15 protein-coding genes are annotated in these 15,010 nt (G+C 65.2%); 2 read left to right on the forward strand and 13 right to left on the reverse strand.

Annotated features, from left to right (window positions below; translation table 11 throughout):
• Positions 1–27 precede the first annotated feature (27 nt).
• The 7 genes from KUW00_RS01215 to KUW00_RS01245 all read right to left on the reverse strand — a co-directional run bounded on the left by KUW00_RS01215 (position 28) and on the right by KUW00_RS01245 (position 6,276).
• Positions 28–1,074: a PHB depolymerase family esterase gene (locus KUW00_RS01215; protein WP_222568044.1), complete on the reverse strand. Its 1,047-nt coding sequence runs from the start codon at positions 1,072–1,074 to the stop codon at positions 28–30.
• Between the two features lie 4 nt (positions 1,075–1,078).
• Positions 1,079–1,795, reverse strand: a complete 717-nt coding sequence (locus tag KUW00_RS01220; RefSeq protein ID WP_045993921.1) for an FKBP-type peptidyl-prolyl cis-trans isomerase — start codon at positions 1,793–1,795, stop codon at positions 1,079–1,081.
• A 169-nt stretch (positions 1,796–1,964) separates the two neighbouring features.
• Positions 1,965–2,408, reverse strand: a complete 444-nt coding sequence (locus tag KUW00_RS01225; RefSeq protein ID WP_045993922.1) for a universal stress protein — start codon at positions 2,406–2,408, stop codon at positions 1,965–1,967.
• 45 nt (positions 2,409–2,453) lie between these two features.
• Positions 2,454–3,737 carry a TRAP transporter large permease gene (locus KUW00_RS01230; protein ID WP_045993923.1) on the reverse strand — a complete coding sequence of 428 codons (1,284 nt, stop codon included), beginning with the start codon at positions 3,735–3,737 and terminating at the stop codon, positions 2,454–2,456.
• A 34-nt stretch (positions 3,738–3,771) separates the two neighbouring features.
• Positions 3,772–4,350, reverse strand: coding sequence for a TRAP transporter small permease (locus tag KUW00_RS01235; RefSeq protein ID WP_045993924.1), 579 nt, complete (start codon positions 4,348–4,350; stop codon positions 3,772–3,774).
• A gap of 217 nt (positions 4,351–4,567) precedes the next feature.
• A complete protein-coding gene (dctP, locus tag KUW00_RS01240; protein WP_108131873.1) occupies positions 4,568–5,590 on the reverse strand; it encodes a TRAP transporter substrate-binding protein DctP in 1,023 nt (340 codons plus the stop codon).
• A 158-nt stretch (positions 5,591–5,748) separates the two neighbouring features.
• Positions 5,749–6,276 carry a TIGR02444 family protein gene (locus KUW00_RS01245; RefSeq protein ID WP_261391920.1) on the reverse strand — a complete coding sequence of 176 codons (528 nt, stop codon included), beginning with the start codon at positions 6,274–6,276 and terminating at the stop codon, positions 5,749–5,751.
• 71 nt (positions 6,277–6,347) lie between these two features.
• On the opposite strand from KUW00_RS01245, the gene KUW00_RS01250 reads away from it, so the two are divergent.
• Positions 6,348–8,294, forward strand: a complete 1,947-nt coding sequence (locus KUW00_RS01250) for an ATP-binding cassette domain-containing protein (protein WP_222568045.1) — start codon at positions 6,348–6,350, stop codon at positions 8,292–8,294.
• 73 nt (positions 8,295–8,367) lie between these two features.
• On the opposite strand, the gene KUW00_RS01255 is transcribed toward KUW00_RS01250, so the two are convergent.
• From KUW00_RS01255 to thiD, 5 genes are all read right to left on the reverse strand, one after another.
• Positions 8,368–9,780 (reverse strand): uracil-xanthine permease family protein, encoded by a 1,413-nt coding sequence (locus KUW00_RS01255; RefSeq protein WP_222568046.1) that lies wholly within the window; start codon positions 9,778–9,780, stop codon positions 8,368–8,370.
• 291 nt (positions 9,781–10,071) lie between these two features.
• Entirely contained in the window at positions 10,072–10,509 is a 438-nt protein-coding gene (gene dtd / locus KUW00_RS01260) for a D-aminoacyl-tRNA deacylase (RefSeq protein WP_045993928.1), read from the reverse strand.
• Positions 10,510–10,599: 90 nt separating this feature from the next.
• Positions 10,600–11,211 (reverse strand): chalcone isomerase family protein, encoded by a 612-nt coding sequence (locus tag KUW00_RS01265; protein WP_261391921.1) that lies wholly within the window; start codon positions 11,209–11,211, stop codon positions 10,600–10,602.
• Between the two features lie 86 nt (positions 11,212–11,297).
• The gene (locus KUW00_RS01270) at positions 11,298–12,143 is read right to left on the reverse strand and encodes a universal stress protein (RefSeq protein WP_045993929.1); all 846 of its coding nucleotides are present in this window, start codon (positions 12,141–12,143) and stop codon (positions 11,298–11,300) included.
• Positions 12,144–12,326: 183 nt separating this feature from the next.
• Positions 12,327–13,157 carry a bifunctional hydroxymethylpyrimidine kinase/phosphomethylpyrimidine kinase gene (gene thiD / locus KUW00_RS01275; protein WP_222568047.1) on the reverse strand — a complete coding sequence of 277 codons (831 nt, stop codon included), beginning with the start codon at positions 13,155–13,157 and terminating at the stop codon, positions 12,327–12,329.
• Positions 13,158–13,231: 74 nt separating this feature from the next.
• On the opposite strand from thiD, the gene KUW00_RS01280 reads away from it, so the two are divergent.
• A complete protein-coding gene (locus KUW00_RS01280) occupies positions 13,232–13,657 on the forward strand; it encodes a YqaA family protein (RefSeq protein WP_222568048.1) in 426 nt (141 codons plus the stop codon).
• A gap of 138 nt (positions 13,658–13,795) precedes the next feature.
• Here KUW00_RS01280 and KUW00_RS01285 read toward each other — a convergent pair whose 3' ends face one another.
• Positions 13,796–14,899 (reverse strand): TRAP transporter substrate-binding protein, encoded by a 1,104-nt coding sequence (locus KUW00_RS01285; RefSeq protein WP_045993932.1) that lies wholly within the window; start codon positions 14,897–14,899, stop codon positions 13,796–13,798.
• Between the last annotated feature and the right edge of the window lie 111 nt (positions 14,900–15,010).

The raw sequence follows: 15,010 nt of genomic DNA on the forward strand, positions 1-15,010 counted from the left end.
CTTCCTGCAGCCTGTCGATCATGAGCCTCAGGGCGCTTCCTGCAGTCTATCGACCATTTGCATCAGGGCGCTGACCTGACGACCGTCCCGGCTGTCATGCAAAGGATCACGCTGCCAGGTACTCTCGCTGAACCCCCACCAGTCCCAGCATCCCTTGGGATTGGCCAGGCTGGCCTCGGCCTGGGGGTAGAGCACCACCAGGTCGTTGCTCTTGGCGTAACGGTTCAGGCCGCTTGCCCGGGTGAATGGCGTCGCTGCGCCTTCATCGTCGTCCACGCCCATCTGGCAGCCATGCAGCGCCACCACCAGTGCGCAGTCGCCGCTTTCGCACTGCTTCGGCAGATAGACAAAGCCGGTGTCGGCGAGTCCCTTGGCGTCGAACTCACTCTGGTCGAAGGCCAGCAGGCGCTGGTCGTCGGCCTCGCCGGCAGGCGCCAGATCGTCCCACCACCAGCCCAGTGCCTCGCCGGCCAGGTCCAGGCCGCAGTCGAGCAGGTAGGGCGCACCGCCCTCTTCGCAGTCGGCCAGGTCCGCCTCGCCAGAGGCGTCCAGCGCCGGCCAGCCGTGCCCCGCGCCGTCCTGAAACACCGTCTTCAGTTGATCATCGTCGGCGAGCCAGTCACGCCATTGTCGAGCGGCGGCGTGTCCGACGTCGGGATCGATGGTGCCATCGTCCTCACCGTGCCAGAGATACACCTTGAGGTCGTCGAGCGATTCAGCGCTACCCGCGCGCTCAAGCTCGCGGTAGTCCGCAAGGCGGCTGTCGATCGCAGCCAGGTCGGGGTCGCCAAGGCGAGTGAACATGCACTGACCCAGCGCCACTCCCAGCTCGCCCCGGGCACAGCCCCAGGGGCCGGCGGCGACCAGCCCGAGCGCATCGAAGCGCTCGGGCCAGGCCACCGCCAGCTGCGCGGCCATGTAGCCGCCGGACGAGACGCCGATGGTGGCCAGACGGTCCTTCGAGAGGCCCAGCGCGGGCAGGGCGTCGGGGGAGTCGGCCGAGGCCTGAGGGGCCAGCACGAAAAACGCCAGCCCCGCGAGGAGGCTGGCGTTGGCACGACTAAGGTGAGTCATCGACTCAGCCTTCGTCGCTGGGGTTCACGTCAAGCAGCTCGACCTTGAAGATCAGGGTCTCGTTGGGGCCGATGGGGCCCTGGCCACGCGCGCCGTAGCCCAGCTCCGGCGGAATCACGACTTCCCAGGTGTCGCCCACGTTCATCATCTTCAGGGCTTCCTGCCAGCCCTCGATGACCTGGCCCACCTGGAAGGATACCGGCTCGCCGCGCTCGTAGGAGCTGTCGAACACGGTGCCGTCGATCAGCTTGCCTTCGTAGTTGACCTGCACGGTGTCGCCGGCCTCGGGGGAGGCGCCGTCACCTTCCTCGAGCTCCTTGTACTGCAGCCCGGAGTCGGTAGTGGTAACGCCGTCCTTGTCGGCGTTCTCGGCCATGTAGGCCTCGCCTTCCTGCTTGTTGGCGTCCGCCTGCTGGGCCATCTCTTCGGCACGTTGCTGCTGTTCTTCAGCGCGCTTGGCCATGGCCTCTTCCTGGAACTTGGTCAGGGCGGCGGCGATCTCCTCGTCGGTCATGTCGAGGCCGTCGTCGGCGAACACGTCCTTGATCGCCTCGCTGAAGGCATCCGTGTCGAGGTCTTCCACGTCTTGCTTGATGCTCTGGCCCAGGGTCACACCCAGGCTGTAGCTAAGCTTTTCCTGGTCGCTCTCGGGGGCGGAGAAGGCCATGGGAGCGGCGCCCAGCAGGGCGATCAGGGAGGCGGAAGTCAGCAGTGTCTTCATGGAAATCCTTGGCTGGCGCGTTGGCCGTAGTGTGAATGTCGTTGTTGTGACTGTAACAGGGGCAAAAGGGTTCCGCACCCGCCGTGCGTTACCCCCTACGAGGCAGGCCCGGGCATGACCCGGGCCTGTGGTTGCGGCTGCGTCTGTGGTTGCCGTGATGAGTGTGGCGCTAGACCACCAGGGTCGGGCACTGCGCCGACCCCGACACCCGCTGGGCGACACTGCCCAGGATCAGGCTGGCGTCGCCGTTGGTGCCCTGGGCGCCGATCACGATCAGATCGCACTCGCGCTTGCGGGCGAAGCGCACGATGGTGCGCGAGGGGCGGCCTCCCTTGACGAAGGCGCGCACCTTTTCCAGCGGTACCCCCAGTTCCACCGCGTGGTTCTTGGCATGCACGGCGATCTCCGAGGCGTACTCCTTGAGGGCATCGTCGGGCAGGTCCAGCTTGTCCGGGCGAACCATCGACAGGGAGGCCTCGAGCAGACTGTGGTGCTTGAACACACACAGGATGTAGAGCTCGGCGCCGGTCAGGTACTGCAGCCCCACGGCCTTCTCCAGCGCCTTGAGGGCGCCCTTGGAGCCGTCCACCGCCACCAGGATTCGATTGAACATCGGTCTCTCCTCAAGCTTGGTCTCCGCGCATCCGATAGACGCCGCCTAGCGGAAGGCGACGTCGCGCAGGAACAACGCAATCTGCGGGAACATGATCAGCAGGGCCGCGGCCAGGATCAGCAGGAACACGAACGGCGGTGTGCCCTTGATCACGTCCAGATAGGGCCGCTTGAAGATCGCGATGGCGGTGAAGATGTCGCAGCCGAAGGGTGGCGTCGCCGAGCCGATGGCCACTTGCAGGGTGATCAGGATACCCACCAGCACCGGGTCGAGTCCGGTGGCCTCGATGGCCGGCGCGAAGATCGGCGTCAGCACCAGGATGACCACGATCGGGTCGACGAACATGCAGGCGACGAAGAAGGCGATGCAGATGGCGATCAGCACGCCCGTGGGACCCGCTTCGTTGATCCCGGCCGCCTCGAGCATGGCCTGCGGGATCTGGGCGAAGGAGATGATCCACGAGAAGCCGTTGCCCACGGCGACCAGGATGAACACCACCGCGGTGATCAGGCCGGTGGACTTGGCGATGGCGTAGATGTCGTTCATCTTCAGCGATCGGAACACCACGAACTCCAGCAGCACCGCATAGAGCACGCAGGCCGCGGCGGCCTCGGTGGGGCTGAAGATGCCGCCGTAGATGCCGCCGACGATGATCACCGGGAAGCCCAGCGGCCACAGCGCCTGACGCACCGCGGAGAGACGCTCGCTCCAGGACGCCTTGGGCTCGGTGGGGACGTCGCGGATTACCGCGTAGAGCACGCAGTAGATGGAGAACATCAGCAGGATCAGCAGGCCTGGCCCGATGCCGGCGATGAACAGCTCGCCGATGGAGGTGCCCGAGATCACGCCATAGATGATCATGCCGATGCTGGGCGGGATCAGAAAGGCGATGTCACTCGAGTTGATGATCAACGCCAGGGTGAAGGAGTCGGAGTAGCCGGCCTTGAGCATGCGCGGGCGCAGCGGCGAGCCCACCGCTACCACGGTGGCCTGGGTCGAGCCGGACACGGCGCCGAACAGGGTGCAGGAGGCCGCGGTGGATACCGCCAGGCCGCCCTTCACGTGGCCGATGAAGGCCATGACCATGTTGATCAGGCGCTCTGCCGACTGGCCGCGGGTCATGATGTCGGCGGCGAGGATGAACATCGGCACGGCGATCAGCGAGGCCGGCCGGATGCCCGCCATCATCTGCTGGATCAGCGTGTCCATCTGGTCCAGGCCGTTGAACATCATGAAGAAACCGATGACCGCCGCGGTGATCAGCGGGATCATCATGGGGAAGCCCAGCAACAGCAGGGCGATCATGGTGGTGACCATTATGGTTGTCATTGGGGCTGTCCTCCTGCTGCCACCGTCGCGTCACTCATACTTCGGTCTCCGTATCCTTGTAGCCATCCAGCACGCCGGTCGACAGGTAGACGTCGCGGGAGGTCAGGTTCTTGATGGCGGTGAGCAGGTACTGGATACCGGTGATCAGAAAGCCCAGCGGTACCCACAGGTAGATCCAGAAGATCGGGATGCCAAGGGCGGGCAGAATGCGTCCCTTGTCATACAGGTCGACGATGTAGATCACCGAGTAGTACAGCAGGAAGAACATCACCAGAGAGGTAAACAGGGAGATGAAGATCATCAATGCCTTGCGGCCACCTACCGGCAGGGCATCGTAGATCGCCGACATGCGAATATGGCGCCCGTGGCGCGCCGCATAGCCGATACCGGCAAAGGTGATCATGATGATCAGAATGCGGTTGATCTCGCCGCTGAAGAAGATGCTCTCGCCGAGCACGAAGCGGCCAACGACGTTGGCGATGGTATTGGCCGCCATCAGCAGCACACCCACTGCAAGAATGATGGCTTCCAGCTTGCTGATCCACGTATCGATGGTGCCCAGAAAACCAGGCAACCCCGAGTGGTAGTGCTGTTCGGATTCTTCTTCGGTCATGATGGGATCCTTGGTCGGGAATTCCGGGAGAAACGCACGTACCTGTATCGCAGCGTACGCCCTCTGGGTCGCGGTTCGCAGCCATCTGGTCAACGCTGGATGCACGCAGCGCGCCTGGCGTGGCGGCGACTGTCGGGTCGCTATTCAGGGCTCTGGAAACACAAAAGGGGCAGCCGGGTAGGGCTGCCCCTTTCGGGAGCGATGGCTCAGACGAGGATTACTCCTCGCCGGACTGAACCGCTTCCAGGTCAGCCTTGAACTGGTCGAGCAGTTCCTGACCGCCTTCACCGGTCATCTCGATGAACTTCTCCTCGACCTGCGGAGCGCGATCCTTGAAGGCCTGGATCTGTTCGTCGTCCAGGCGAGTCACGGTGACCTCGTCAGACGCTTCCTGGATCTTGCCGAGGGCTTCTTCGGCGAGGCCCTGGATGTGCTCGATGGTGGTGTCGTAGGCGGAGTCGGTGGCGTCCTGGACGAGTTGCTTGTCCTCGTCGGACAGGCCGTCATAGAAGTCCTGGTTGGCCATCATGGCGGTGGTGAACCAGCCGTGGCCGGTGAAGGTCAGGTTCGGGGAGACCTCGTACAGACCGCCGGACTCGATCCAGAAGATCGGGTTTTCCTGACCGTCGATGATGCCGGTCTGCAGACCGCCGTAGACCTCGCCCCAGGGCAGCGGCGTGGGAGTCGCGCCGAAGGCGTCGTAGGTCTCTGCCAGCAGCGGGTTGGTCATGGTGCGGATCTTCTTGTTGTCGAAGTCCTCCGGCGAGGTGATCGGCTCGTCGGCGGTGACCACCATTTCCCCTTCCGGGTACATCTGCATCAGCTTCAGCCCGTGCTCGGCGTAGAGCTCGGGGAACATCTCGTTGATCGCCTTGCTCTCGTCGAAGAACTTCAGCACGGTTTCTTCGTCGGTGGGCAGCAGGTAGGGAATGAAGAAGATCTGGGCTTCGGGAATCAGCGCGCCGGTGAAGCCGGGAGACTGGTTGACGAACTGCAGGATGCCGTTCTGGGTCTGCTCCATGATGTCGTCGGATTCACCCAGCTCGCCGAAGCGGTAGACCTGGACGGAATGGTCGGAATTCTCCTCGACGTACTGCTTGAACGCCTGGGCAAAGACGTCCTGGACATCGCCCTCGTACTCTTCGTGGGCGTAGCGCCAGTTGTCGGCCATGGCGGTGGAGGAAAGACCCAGCATCAGGGCGCCGATGCTGGCGGTGGTCAGCAGCTGTGTTGCCTTCATTCTTGTGGTTCCTCTGCAGGTGTTGGAGCTATGGGCGGATCGCGCTCGCCTGTTGTATTGCTTCGTGTCTCGCTTCGGAATCTCGGACCTTGTGCTATTGGCGCGAACAAGATCGATCATGCAAAAAATGCAGGAATTCTCATGCAGTTAACGTCAGGCTAGCGCGCTGCCGGAAGAGGGTCAAGCTGGCTTTCCACGCTTCTTATGGCCATAAGTTGCGTTTTTTTCTGCCGTTGTTGGCTAGAAAGCAGCACATTTTCTAGACCTTGGCGTCTGGCGGGTATCGGCGAGAAAGCCAGTTCGTTCAGGCTAATTTTCATGAGCATCTGCAGGCATTGTTGCTCGGCTTCGAGCTCCGCCTGCTTGATCCGCGAGCGAACGCTCGCCACCTGCGGGTCGGCTTGCGCCTGGGGCTTCAGATCCCTGCGCAGTCGGCGCAGAGGCTGGGTGACCTCGCGCTGCCAGGCGGCGACCTCTGACGGCAGCGCACCTGCCTGGGCGCCGTGTTGATACAGCCAGCAGCGCCACAGCAGTTCACACACATCCCAGCCGTGCTCATCCTGCAGCGTCAGGCAGGCTTGCTCGACGCCTGGCCGGGCATAGATTGCCAGGGCGAAGTCCCATAGCGGCGAAGTTGCCAGGCGAGGGCGCAGGCGAGCGGTGAATTCGGTAGAATCGGGGTCCAAGACGATATCCTTCTTTTATTAGAGAAGCTCGCGGGTGCCCGGCCCGGCGGGCTCATCCCGATGGAGCCGTGATGATTGCACTGCGCCAAGTAACCCTGCAACGCGGCGCCGAGCCGTTGTTCGAGGGTGCCGACCTGACCCTGCACGCCGGCCACAAGGCCGGTATCGTGGGCCCCAATGGCGCCGGCAAGTCCAGTCTGTTTGGCCTGATCCTCGGCGAGATCGGCGCCGACAAGGGCGCGGTCGAGATGAGTGGCGGCCAGCGCATTGCCCATATGGCGCAGGAGGTCGAGGCGCTGTCTCGCCCCATCATCGAGTACGTGCTCGACGGGGACGCGGAACTAAGGCGCACCGAGGCAGCCCTCGCCTGTGCCCAGGCCGACGGCGACCACCACCGCGAGGCCGAACTTCACGGCGCCATCGAGGCGCTGGACGGCTACAGCGCGCCAGCCCGCGCGGCCCAGTTGCTGGTCGGGCTGGGCTTCGCCCAGCACGATCTGGACAAGCCGCTGTCGGCGTTCTCCGGTGGTTGGCGCATGCGAGCCAACCTGGCGCGTACCCTGTTCATGCCCTCCGACGTGCTGCTGCTCGATGAGCCGACCAACCACCTGGATCTGGACGCGCTGCTGTGGCTAGAGCAGTGGCTGACGCGCTATCCCGGCACCCTGTTGCTGATCTCCCACGACCGCGACTTTCTCGATGCGGTGTGTGACCACATCGTGCACTTCGATCGTCGCAGCCTGGTGCTCTATCGGGGCAACTACACCACCTTCGAGCGGACCCGCGCCGAGAAGCTGGCGCTGCAGCAGGCCCAGGCCGAGAAGCAGCAGGCGCGTCGCGAGGAGATCGAGAAGTTTGTCGCCCGCTTTCGCTACAAGGCGACCAAGGCGCGCCAGGCCCAGAGCCGACTGAAGATGCTCGAGCGCATGGGCGACATCGCCCTGGCCCACGTCGATTCCCCCTTTCACTTTACCTTGCCGGCGGCGGACAAGACGTCTCATCCGCTGCTGGTGATCGATGACGCCAGCCTGGGCTATCGTCGTGAGGACGGCAGCGAGCGCACCCAGCTGTCCGACGTGAAGCTGACCCTGCTGCCGGGACAGCGCATCGGACTGCTCGGTCCCAATGGCGCGGGCAAGTCGACCCTGATCAAGTCGCTCACCGGCGATCTGCCGTTGCTCTCTGGCCGTCGGGTGCCCGGCGAGCACCTGGCGGTGGGCTACTTCGCCCAGCACCAGCTCGAAGGGCTCGATCTCAAGGCGACCCCCTTCACCCATGTTCAACGCCTGTCGCCCCAGGCCGCCGACAGCGATATCCGCAACTTCCTGGGTGGCTTCGGCTTTCCGGGAGACGACGTGTTTGCCCGGGTCGAGCTGTTCTCCGGCGGCGAGAAGGCACGCCTGGCGCTGGCCCTGATTGCCTGGCAGAAGCCCAACCTGCTGCTGCTCGACGAGCCGACCAACCACCTGGACCTGGAGATGCGCGAGGCGCTGACCGAGGCGTTGGCGTCGTTCGAAGGAACGGTGATCGTGGTATCCCACGACCGCCACCTGCTCAAGGCCACCGTGGACGAGTTCTGGAAGGTCGCCGACCATCGGGTCGAACCCTTCGATGGCGATCTGGAGGATTACCGGGCCTGGCTCAAGTCACGCCTGGAAAGCGACCGTCGCGCGGCCAGGGAAGACAAGGCCGACAGGGCCGAGGCTGGCCAGGCCGCCCCGCGGGAGGATCGCAAGGCCTCGCGCCGCGCCGCCGCCGAGCTGCGCGAGAAGCTCAGGCCCTTGAAGCGCGAGCGGGACAAGGCCGAAAAGGCCATGGAGAAGGTCCAGGCTGAGCTCGGCGAGGTGGAAGCGCAGCTCGGCGACGCCGAGCTCTACACCGACGCGGCGCGCAAGCAGGAACTGACCGACTGTCTGGCGCGCCAGGGCGAGCTCAAGGCGCGCCTCGAGGAGCTGGAGGCCGACTGGCTCGCCGCCGAAGAGGCGCTCGAGGAAATGAACGAGGCGCTCTCGGGCTGAGCCACGCTCGGTTCGATAGCGCCTCGGGTCGCCGGGTCGCCCGATAGCCGGGGCGAGTGGGAGTGGCGAACGGCTATTGCGAGTCGCACCGGGGTGAGGCGGGCACGCTTGCGGGAGCCGTGTCGCTGGCTTCCATGCGCGCGGCCAGCCGCTCGCGCTCGGCCTGCTCATCGGCCAGGCTCTTGTGAGGCAGCAGCAGATTGAGCAGTACGGCGGTGAGCGCCGCCACCACCACGGGTGATCCACCGATCGCCATCTCGATCGTGTCCGGCAGCGCGGCGATGGCCTGCGGCGCCGCGGCGAGCCCGAGGCCCAGCGCCAGCGCCAGGCTGGCGATGGTCATGTTGCGCCCGGACAGCTCGTCGCGGGTCAGCAGCTGGATACCGGTTATGGTGATCATGCCGAACACCGTGATGGTGGCGCCACCGAGCACCGGATAGGGAATGGTGGTCATCAGCGCGCCGAACTTCGGCATCAGTCCCGCCGCCAGCAGAAACAGCGCCGCCAGTGCCAGCACCGAACGACTGATGACCTTGGTCATGGCGACGATACCGACGTTCTGGCTGAACGACGCCGTCGGCAGAGCCGCGAACAGGGCACCGACCAGAGTGCACAGGCCGTTGCCCAGCAAGCCCCCGGACAGCTCCCGATGGCCCAGCTCGCGATTCATGCCACCGATGGTGGTAGCGGATAGATCACCGATGGTCTGCACCGAATTGACCACGCAGATGATCACCATGGACAGGATCGCCACCGGCGCGAATTCGAGCGTCACGGGGAGCGGGCGCGGCGCACTGAACCAGGCAGCCTGATGCACCGCAGTGAAGTCCACCATGCCCAGCGCGAGTGCCAGCGCGTAGCCCACCACGATGCCGCAGATGATCGCGGCGAGCTTGATGAAGCCCCGCCCGAACTGGGAAATCGCCAGCACCACGGCCAGAGTGACCAGCGCCACCAGCCACTGCCTGCCGCCACCGTAGTCGGCGCTCCCCTTGCCCCCGGCCATGTAGTGGATGGCGATGTCGTAGAGCGACAGGCCGATCACCAGCACTACCACCCCCGCCACCACCGGCGGAAACAGATGACGCAGCGGGCGGATACCGAACCCGACCAGCAGCATCGCCATGCCGCCGATCAACTGGGCGCCGAGGATGCCGCCGAGGCCATACTGGGCGCCCACGGCGGTCAGGGTGGGCACGTAGGCAAAGCCGACACCGAAGATGGTCGGCAGGCGGGCACCGAAGCGCCAGACACCGAACAGCTGGATCAGCGTCGACAGCGCCGAGGCCACCAGCGAAATCTGGATCAGCAGCAGGGTTTCGGCGGTGGAGGCGCCGATGGCACCGGAGACGATGATCGGCACCGTGATGGTACCCATGATCATGGCGAGGATGTGTTGCAGCGACAGTGGCAGGGCACGGCTCAGTGGTGGCCGGCCGTGGAAGTCGAAGACCGAGACGCTGACGGGGTAGCGGGCGTTGCTCATGGATACGATCACCGGTTGTTTTTGTATACAGGTGATTGTGGTAAATGTTTCCATAAACATCAAGGTGAGACGGGGCGAGACGAGACAGTCTGGTTTACCGCCCCGCCGACATCGCGTTGCGATCGGGCTTTTGAAAGTCAGAAAGGTGGCACGACGCCGCGTGCGCTGCATGTTGGCGCTCGGCGCCAGGAGGGGGCTCTCAGCTCTCCAGGAGAAAGGTCACCGGCTCGTCGTTGATTAATCGTCCTGAAGGTGAGCTGCATGTTGGCGCTCGGCGCCAGGAGGGGGCTCTCAGCTCTCCAGCAGAAAGGTCACCGGCCCGTCGTTGATTAGTGCCACCTGCATATTGGCGCCGAACTCGCCGCTGGCCACCGGCGCATGGCGCTGGCGGGCCTGGTCGAGCAGGTAGTGAAACAGACGATCGCCTTCGGCCGGCGGCGCCGCGCTGGAGAAGCTGGGGCGCAGCCCCTTTCGGGTATCCGCGGCCAGGGTGAACTGGGACACCAGCAAGAGGCCTCCACCGGCCTGCTGCACATTGAGATTCATCTTGTCCTGGTCGTCGGCGAACACGCGATAGTGCAGCAGCTTGTGCAGCAGGCGGTCGGCCGAGGCCTCGTCATCGCCTTTTTCCACCCCGACCAGGGCCAGCAGGCCGTGGTCGATGGCGCCGACGGTGCGATCTTCGACCTCGACACTGGCACGGCGGACACGTTGGATCAGGGCTTTCATGCAGGGCTTCCTCTGGCAACAGGTGGGGGATTGCACACAGCAGGGCCCGCTAGCCTAGCACGGGCCTGCCTGGCCAGGGAGGCGCCGGCGTCAGCGCCCCAGCAGAGCGTCGCGGAAGTCGCGGTCCAGGGGGTCTTCACCGAGCCAGATGGCGAACATGGCGTTGGCAAGCGCCTTGTCGTTGGAGCGGTGCAGCGGGGCGCCATTGAGCGCCAGGATCAGGCTCTCGCCATCCCAGGTCAGCGAATAGCGGTCGCCCGGCGTGACGGAGCGATAGCTGTCGACCAGCGCGGTCAGCGGGCGGCGAATCGACGGAAAGTCCACGGCGCCGACCTGCTCGCGTACGGTATCGAGGGTGGTGCTGGCGAAGTCGTCGGCCTCGATGGCATGGAAGTAGTGCAGCACCAGCCGGCGCGGGACGTCGGATTCGGGAGCGGGGCGGGGGTACCCCGCGGCCTGGTAGTAGGCGCCGGCGTAGGCGTCCCACACCAGATAGGTGAAGAGCCCGTGGCCGATCATCTCGTAGCGCCGGCCGTCGTCGATCTGGGTGGCAAAGCTAGCGCTCTTGACGCTGACCTGCTGCGTCGACGTCTGGGCGTTGGCCTCGGGGGGCGCGGCCATGGTCAGGGTCAGACAGGTGATCAGGCTGACGGCGGCAAGCAGCCGAACCAGCGGGTGCTGTCGGGGTTGTCGCGAAGGCATGATGAAACTCCCGTGACATGATGTTGTACACATCATGGCGCGAGATATGACTTATGTACAGTTTTTGTAGAGCGTTCTTCCCGTGACTACCAGGCGCGGCACAGCATGATGTCGCAACGGGGCTCCGCCAGCAGACGCTTGGTAATCTGACTGCGTCTGCCCGCCTGACTGCGGTTGCCCAGCGCCAGCAGATCGGGAGGCTGACGGCGCAGATGGGCGATCAACACGTCCAGGGGGTCGCCCTGTTCCAGCACCAGTTCCAGTTCCGGCACCCGATCGAATTCCGCCATCAGGTGGTCGATCTCCTGTTCGAGCTGCTGTCTAAGTCGGATGACCTCACGATCGCGCCACTGCGCGAAGTCGGTATCGGAGCCGAGTTCGCGCTCGCCCGGCACGTCCCAGGCGTGGAGCAGTTCGAGGCGGGATTCCGGAAAGTGTCGCAGGGTCTCGCGCAGGGTGCGACGGCAGGTCAGGGAGAAATCCACCGGGACCAGGATGTCGTTCCACGGCTCTGCGGGGGGCTGGCTGACGGTCAGCACCGGACAGGGGGCGCTCAACAGCACCCGGGCCAGGGTGGTGCCGCCGATCAGGTCAGGGTGTCCGCGCTTGCGATGGGTGCCGAGGATGATCATCTCGGCGTTGCGATCGTGGGCCTCACGGATGATCTCGGCGTAGGGGGCGCCGGTCACCGTCTGCACCAGCAGCGGCGGTTCGGCCAGTGCGTAGTCCTCGCGCAGGTCGGTGGCGATGGCGTGGATGTCATCTACTACCGCACCTTCCAGGTCGCGCAGCACCCGGTGGGGCAGATAGGGATCCAGCACGTGCAGTACATCGAGACGGGCGCCCATCTCGTTGGCCAGGCGGATGGCGCGGCCGAAGGCGGAACGGTTTTCTGCCGACAGGTCACAGGCAAACAGCAGGGTGCGAGTCATGGCTCTGCCCTCACGACGCCAGTGGGTGAACCTTCAGCATGGGCGGACGTGCCGATTCGCGCAAGCGACGGTGTCGTCAGTCCCTGTCAGTGCACGATAGCGCTTGTCCTGCGCTCGGATCAGATCAGACTCGGCGCATCGTGGCTTCCACGACCCGCCATCGCCAGCCACTGCCTCCTGCCGCTACCACCAGGCGTGGAAGTGATGCACCGGGCCACGCCCCTGGCCCACCGACAGCCGCCGGCTGGCGTCGAGCGCCTGGTGCAGCCAGCGCTTGGCGTCGCCGATGGCGTCGATGACCTGCGCCTCGTCGGCGTCCTGGGGCAGATGGGCCAGCTTGGCGGCGATCGCCGAGGACAGGGCACAACCGGTACCATGCAGGTTCTGGGTATCGATGCGCGGCGCCGGCAGCCAGCGATCGCCACCGGGCGAGGCCAGCAGGTCGGGACAGCTGTCACCATCGAGATGGCCACCCTTGAGCAGCACATAGGGGGCGGACAGTTGCTTGAGCGCGGGCAGCATCGCCTCCATGGCATCGGCGCTGGTGGGCGGCTCGACCCCCAGCAGTACCGCCGCCTCGGGCAGGTTGGGGGTGATCACGTCGGCCAGCGGCACCAGCACATCGCGTACCGCACTGATCCCGGCCTCATCGACCAGGATGTCGCCGCTCTTGGCCACCATCACCGGGTCGAGAACGATCCAGCGGGGACGCCTGGTCTCGAGCGCTTCTCGCAGGGTCTCGGCGACCTCGCGGCTGGCGACCATGCCGATCTTCACCGCGTCGATGCGCACGTCGTCGAGCAGGTGATCGAGCTGCACCCGGATGCTCTCTGCAGCCACCGGGTGCACCTCGCGTACCCCACAGGTATTCTGCGCGATCACCGCGGTGATGACGTTGGTGGCATAGGTGCCCAGGGCCGACAGCGTCTTGAGGTCGCCCTGGAGGCCGGCGCCGCCAGAAGGGTCGGAGCCGGCGATGGTCAGCGTGTGAGGGATGGATACGGCGTGGGACATGAAAGACACCCGAAAGTCAGCAGAAGACACAGAATACAAGAGGCGGCGCTGAGAGAGCCAATGTCGAGCGCATCATGCTGAGTCTGTTTGTCATGGCGTTTGCCAGCGCCACCCTGCTGCCCGGAGGGTCCGAGCTATGGCTGGCCGCGCTGTGGTGCCGGGGTGAAGCGCCGCTGGCGCTGTGGCTGGTGGCCACCCTGGGCAATACCCTGGGCAGTCTGGTCAATGTCGCCCTGGGCCGCTACGCCACCCAGTATGTCGATCGTCGCTGGTTTCCCGCCTCCCGGGCGGGACTGGCACGAGCCCAGCGCTGGTATCGCAAGGGCGGAGAAGCGAGTCTGCTGCTGGCCTGGCTGCCGGTGGTGGGGGATCCGCTGACGGTACTCGCGGGAATCGCCCGGCTGCCGTGGTGGCGAGCCACGCTGTGGATCGTCGTCAGCAAGGGCGGGCGCTACGCGGTGCTGCTGTGGTTTGCCGAACGCTATTTCAGCTGCGGCTGATCACTACTCGAGAGCGAGCGCTTCGAGCAAGGCTCGAGAGTCGACACGATGTCCGCCCGTGCCCCGAAAACGGACAGGGGCCGCGCGAGGCGGCCCCTGGGTGCTTGTGTCGGCAATGCTCGACACCTTCTGGATGGGTTACTCCTGGCCGAAGTCGGTGCCGCCGTCCGGGTTGCGGGCGTTGTAGTAGGCCTGCTCGGAGATGGCGTGGTAGTTCACCACCTTGTCCTGGAAGTCGCGGTACGACTCGTAGATGCGACCGGCGATATCGCTGGAGTCGGCCAGTTCCTGCACCACCTCGGCGGAGATCTCCTGAGCCTGGGCGAGCACGTCGTCGGGCAGCTTGCGCAGCTGGACGTCGTGTTCGTTGATCAGGGTGGCCAGGGCATCGTTGTTGCGCGCGGTGTACTCGTCCAGCACGTCCTGGTTCACGTCGCGCACCGCGGTGCGCAGGATCGCCTGAAGGTCGGCGGGCAGCTCGGCCAGGGCCTCATCGTTGACGATGGCCTCGAACATCACCGTCGGCTCATGCCAGCCCGGGTAGTAGTAGTACTCGGCGGCCTGATGCAGGCCGAAGGCCAGGTCGTTGTACGGGCCGATCCACTCGGTGGCATCGATGGCGCCGGACTGCAGCGAGGTGAAGATCTCGCCGCCGGGCATATTGACGATGGCCACGCCCATGCGGTTCATGACCTCACCACCGAGGCCCGGCATGCGCATCTTGAGGCCGTCCAGGTCGTCGACCGAATTGATTTCCTGGTTGTACCAGCCGCCCATCTGTACGCCGGAGGCGCCGGCGGTCATGACCTCGACGCCGAAGTCATCGTAGAGCTCGTTCCACAGCTCCAGGCCGCCACCATAGTGTAGCCAGGCGTTCATTTCCTGGGCGTTCATGCCGAAGGGCACGGCGGCGAAGAACTGGGCGGCGGGCGCCTTGCCCTTCCAGTAGTAGGAGGCAGAGTGGCCCATCTGGGCGGTGCCTTCGGCGACGGCGTCGAAGACCTCGAAGCCCGGTACCAGCTGGCCGGCACCGAACACCTCGATCGTCAGGCGGCCGTCGGACATTTCCTCGACCAGCTTGGCCAGACGCTCGGGACCCTGGCCGACACCGGGGAAGTTCTTCGGCCAGGAGGTGACCAGCTTCCACTCGAAGGTGTCCTGGGCCTGGGCCTGGGCTCCGACCAGCAGTAGACCGGAGGCACCGGCGAGGGTAATGGCCTTGGCGATTGAGCTGCGTTGCATGTAAGTCCCCTTTGTATGGTATTGGCGTTGTCGGGACCTGCCGGCCAGGGTAGGGCCGGCGGGTAGTTGGCGTCTCGCGGGATGGCCCGAGACGCCGTGAAGCGGGCGATG

The sequence above is a fragment of the Halomonas sp. DP5N14-9 genome (assembly GCF_019802175.1).
In the GTDB taxonomy this organism is placed as follows: domain Bacteria; phylum Pseudomonadota; class Gammaproteobacteria; order Pseudomonadales; family Halomonadaceae; genus Halomonas; species Halomonas litopenaei.

What these genes read in the sequence shown, in the direction of transcription:
- dctP (WP_108131873.1), bottom strand. Translation starts at nt 5,590, where the DNA reads ATGAAGGCAACACAGCTGCTGACCACCGCCAGCATCGGCGCCCTGATG.
- KUW00_RS01270 (WP_045993929.1), bottom strand. Translation starts at nt 12,143, where the DNA reads ATGACTCGCACCCTGCTGTTTGCCTGTGACCTGTCGGCAGAAAACCGT.
- KUW00_RS01255 (WP_222568046.1), bottom strand. Translation starts at nt 9,780, where the DNA reads ATGAGCAACGCCCGCTACCCCGTCAGCGTCTCGGTCTTCGACTTCCAC.
- KUW00_RS01215 (WP_222568044.1), bottom strand. Translation starts at nt 1,074, where the DNA reads ATGACTCACCTTAGTCGTGCCAACGCCAGCCTCCTCGCGGGGCTGGCG.
- dtd (WP_045993928.1), bottom strand. Translation starts at nt 10,509, where the DNA reads ATGAAAGCCCTGATCCAACGTGTCCGCCGTGCCAGTGTCGAGGTCGAA.
- KUW00_RS01285 (WP_045993932.1), bottom strand. Translation starts at nt 14,899, where the DNA reads ATGCAACGCAGCTCAATCGCCAAGGCCATTACCCTCGCCGGTGCCTCC.
- KUW00_RS01265 (WP_261391921.1), bottom strand. Translation starts at nt 11,211, where the DNA reads ATGCCTTCGCGACAACCCCGACAGCACCCGCTGGTTCGGCTGCTTGCC.
- KUW00_RS01225 (WP_045993922.1), bottom strand. Translation starts at nt 2,408, where the DNA reads ATGTTCAATCGAATCCTGGTGGCGGTGGACGGCTCCAAGGGCGCCCTC.
- KUW00_RS01250 (WP_222568045.1), top strand. Translation starts at nt 6,348, where the DNA reads ATGATTGCACTGCGCCAAGTAACCCTGCAACGCGGCGCCGAGCCGTTG.
- KUW00_RS01230 (WP_045993923.1), bottom strand. Translation starts at nt 3,737, where the DNA reads ATGACAACCATAATGGTCACCACCATGATCGCCCTGCTGTTGCTGGGC.
- thiD (WP_222568047.1), bottom strand. Translation starts at nt 13,157, where the DNA reads ATGTCCCACGCCGTATCCATCCCTCACACGCTGACCATCGCCGGCTCC.
- KUW00_RS01220 (WP_045993921.1), bottom strand. Translation starts at nt 1,795, where the DNA reads ATGAAGACACTGCTGACTTCCGCCTCCCTGATCGCCCTGCTGGGCGCC.
- KUW00_RS01280 (WP_222568048.1), top strand. Translation starts at nt 13,232, where the DNA reads ATGCTGAGTCTGTTTGTCATGGCGTTTGCCAGCGCCACCCTGCTGCCC.
- KUW00_RS01235 (WP_045993924.1), bottom strand. Translation starts at nt 4,350, where the DNA reads ATGACCGAAGAAGAATCCGAACAGCACTACCACTCGGGGTTGCCTGGT.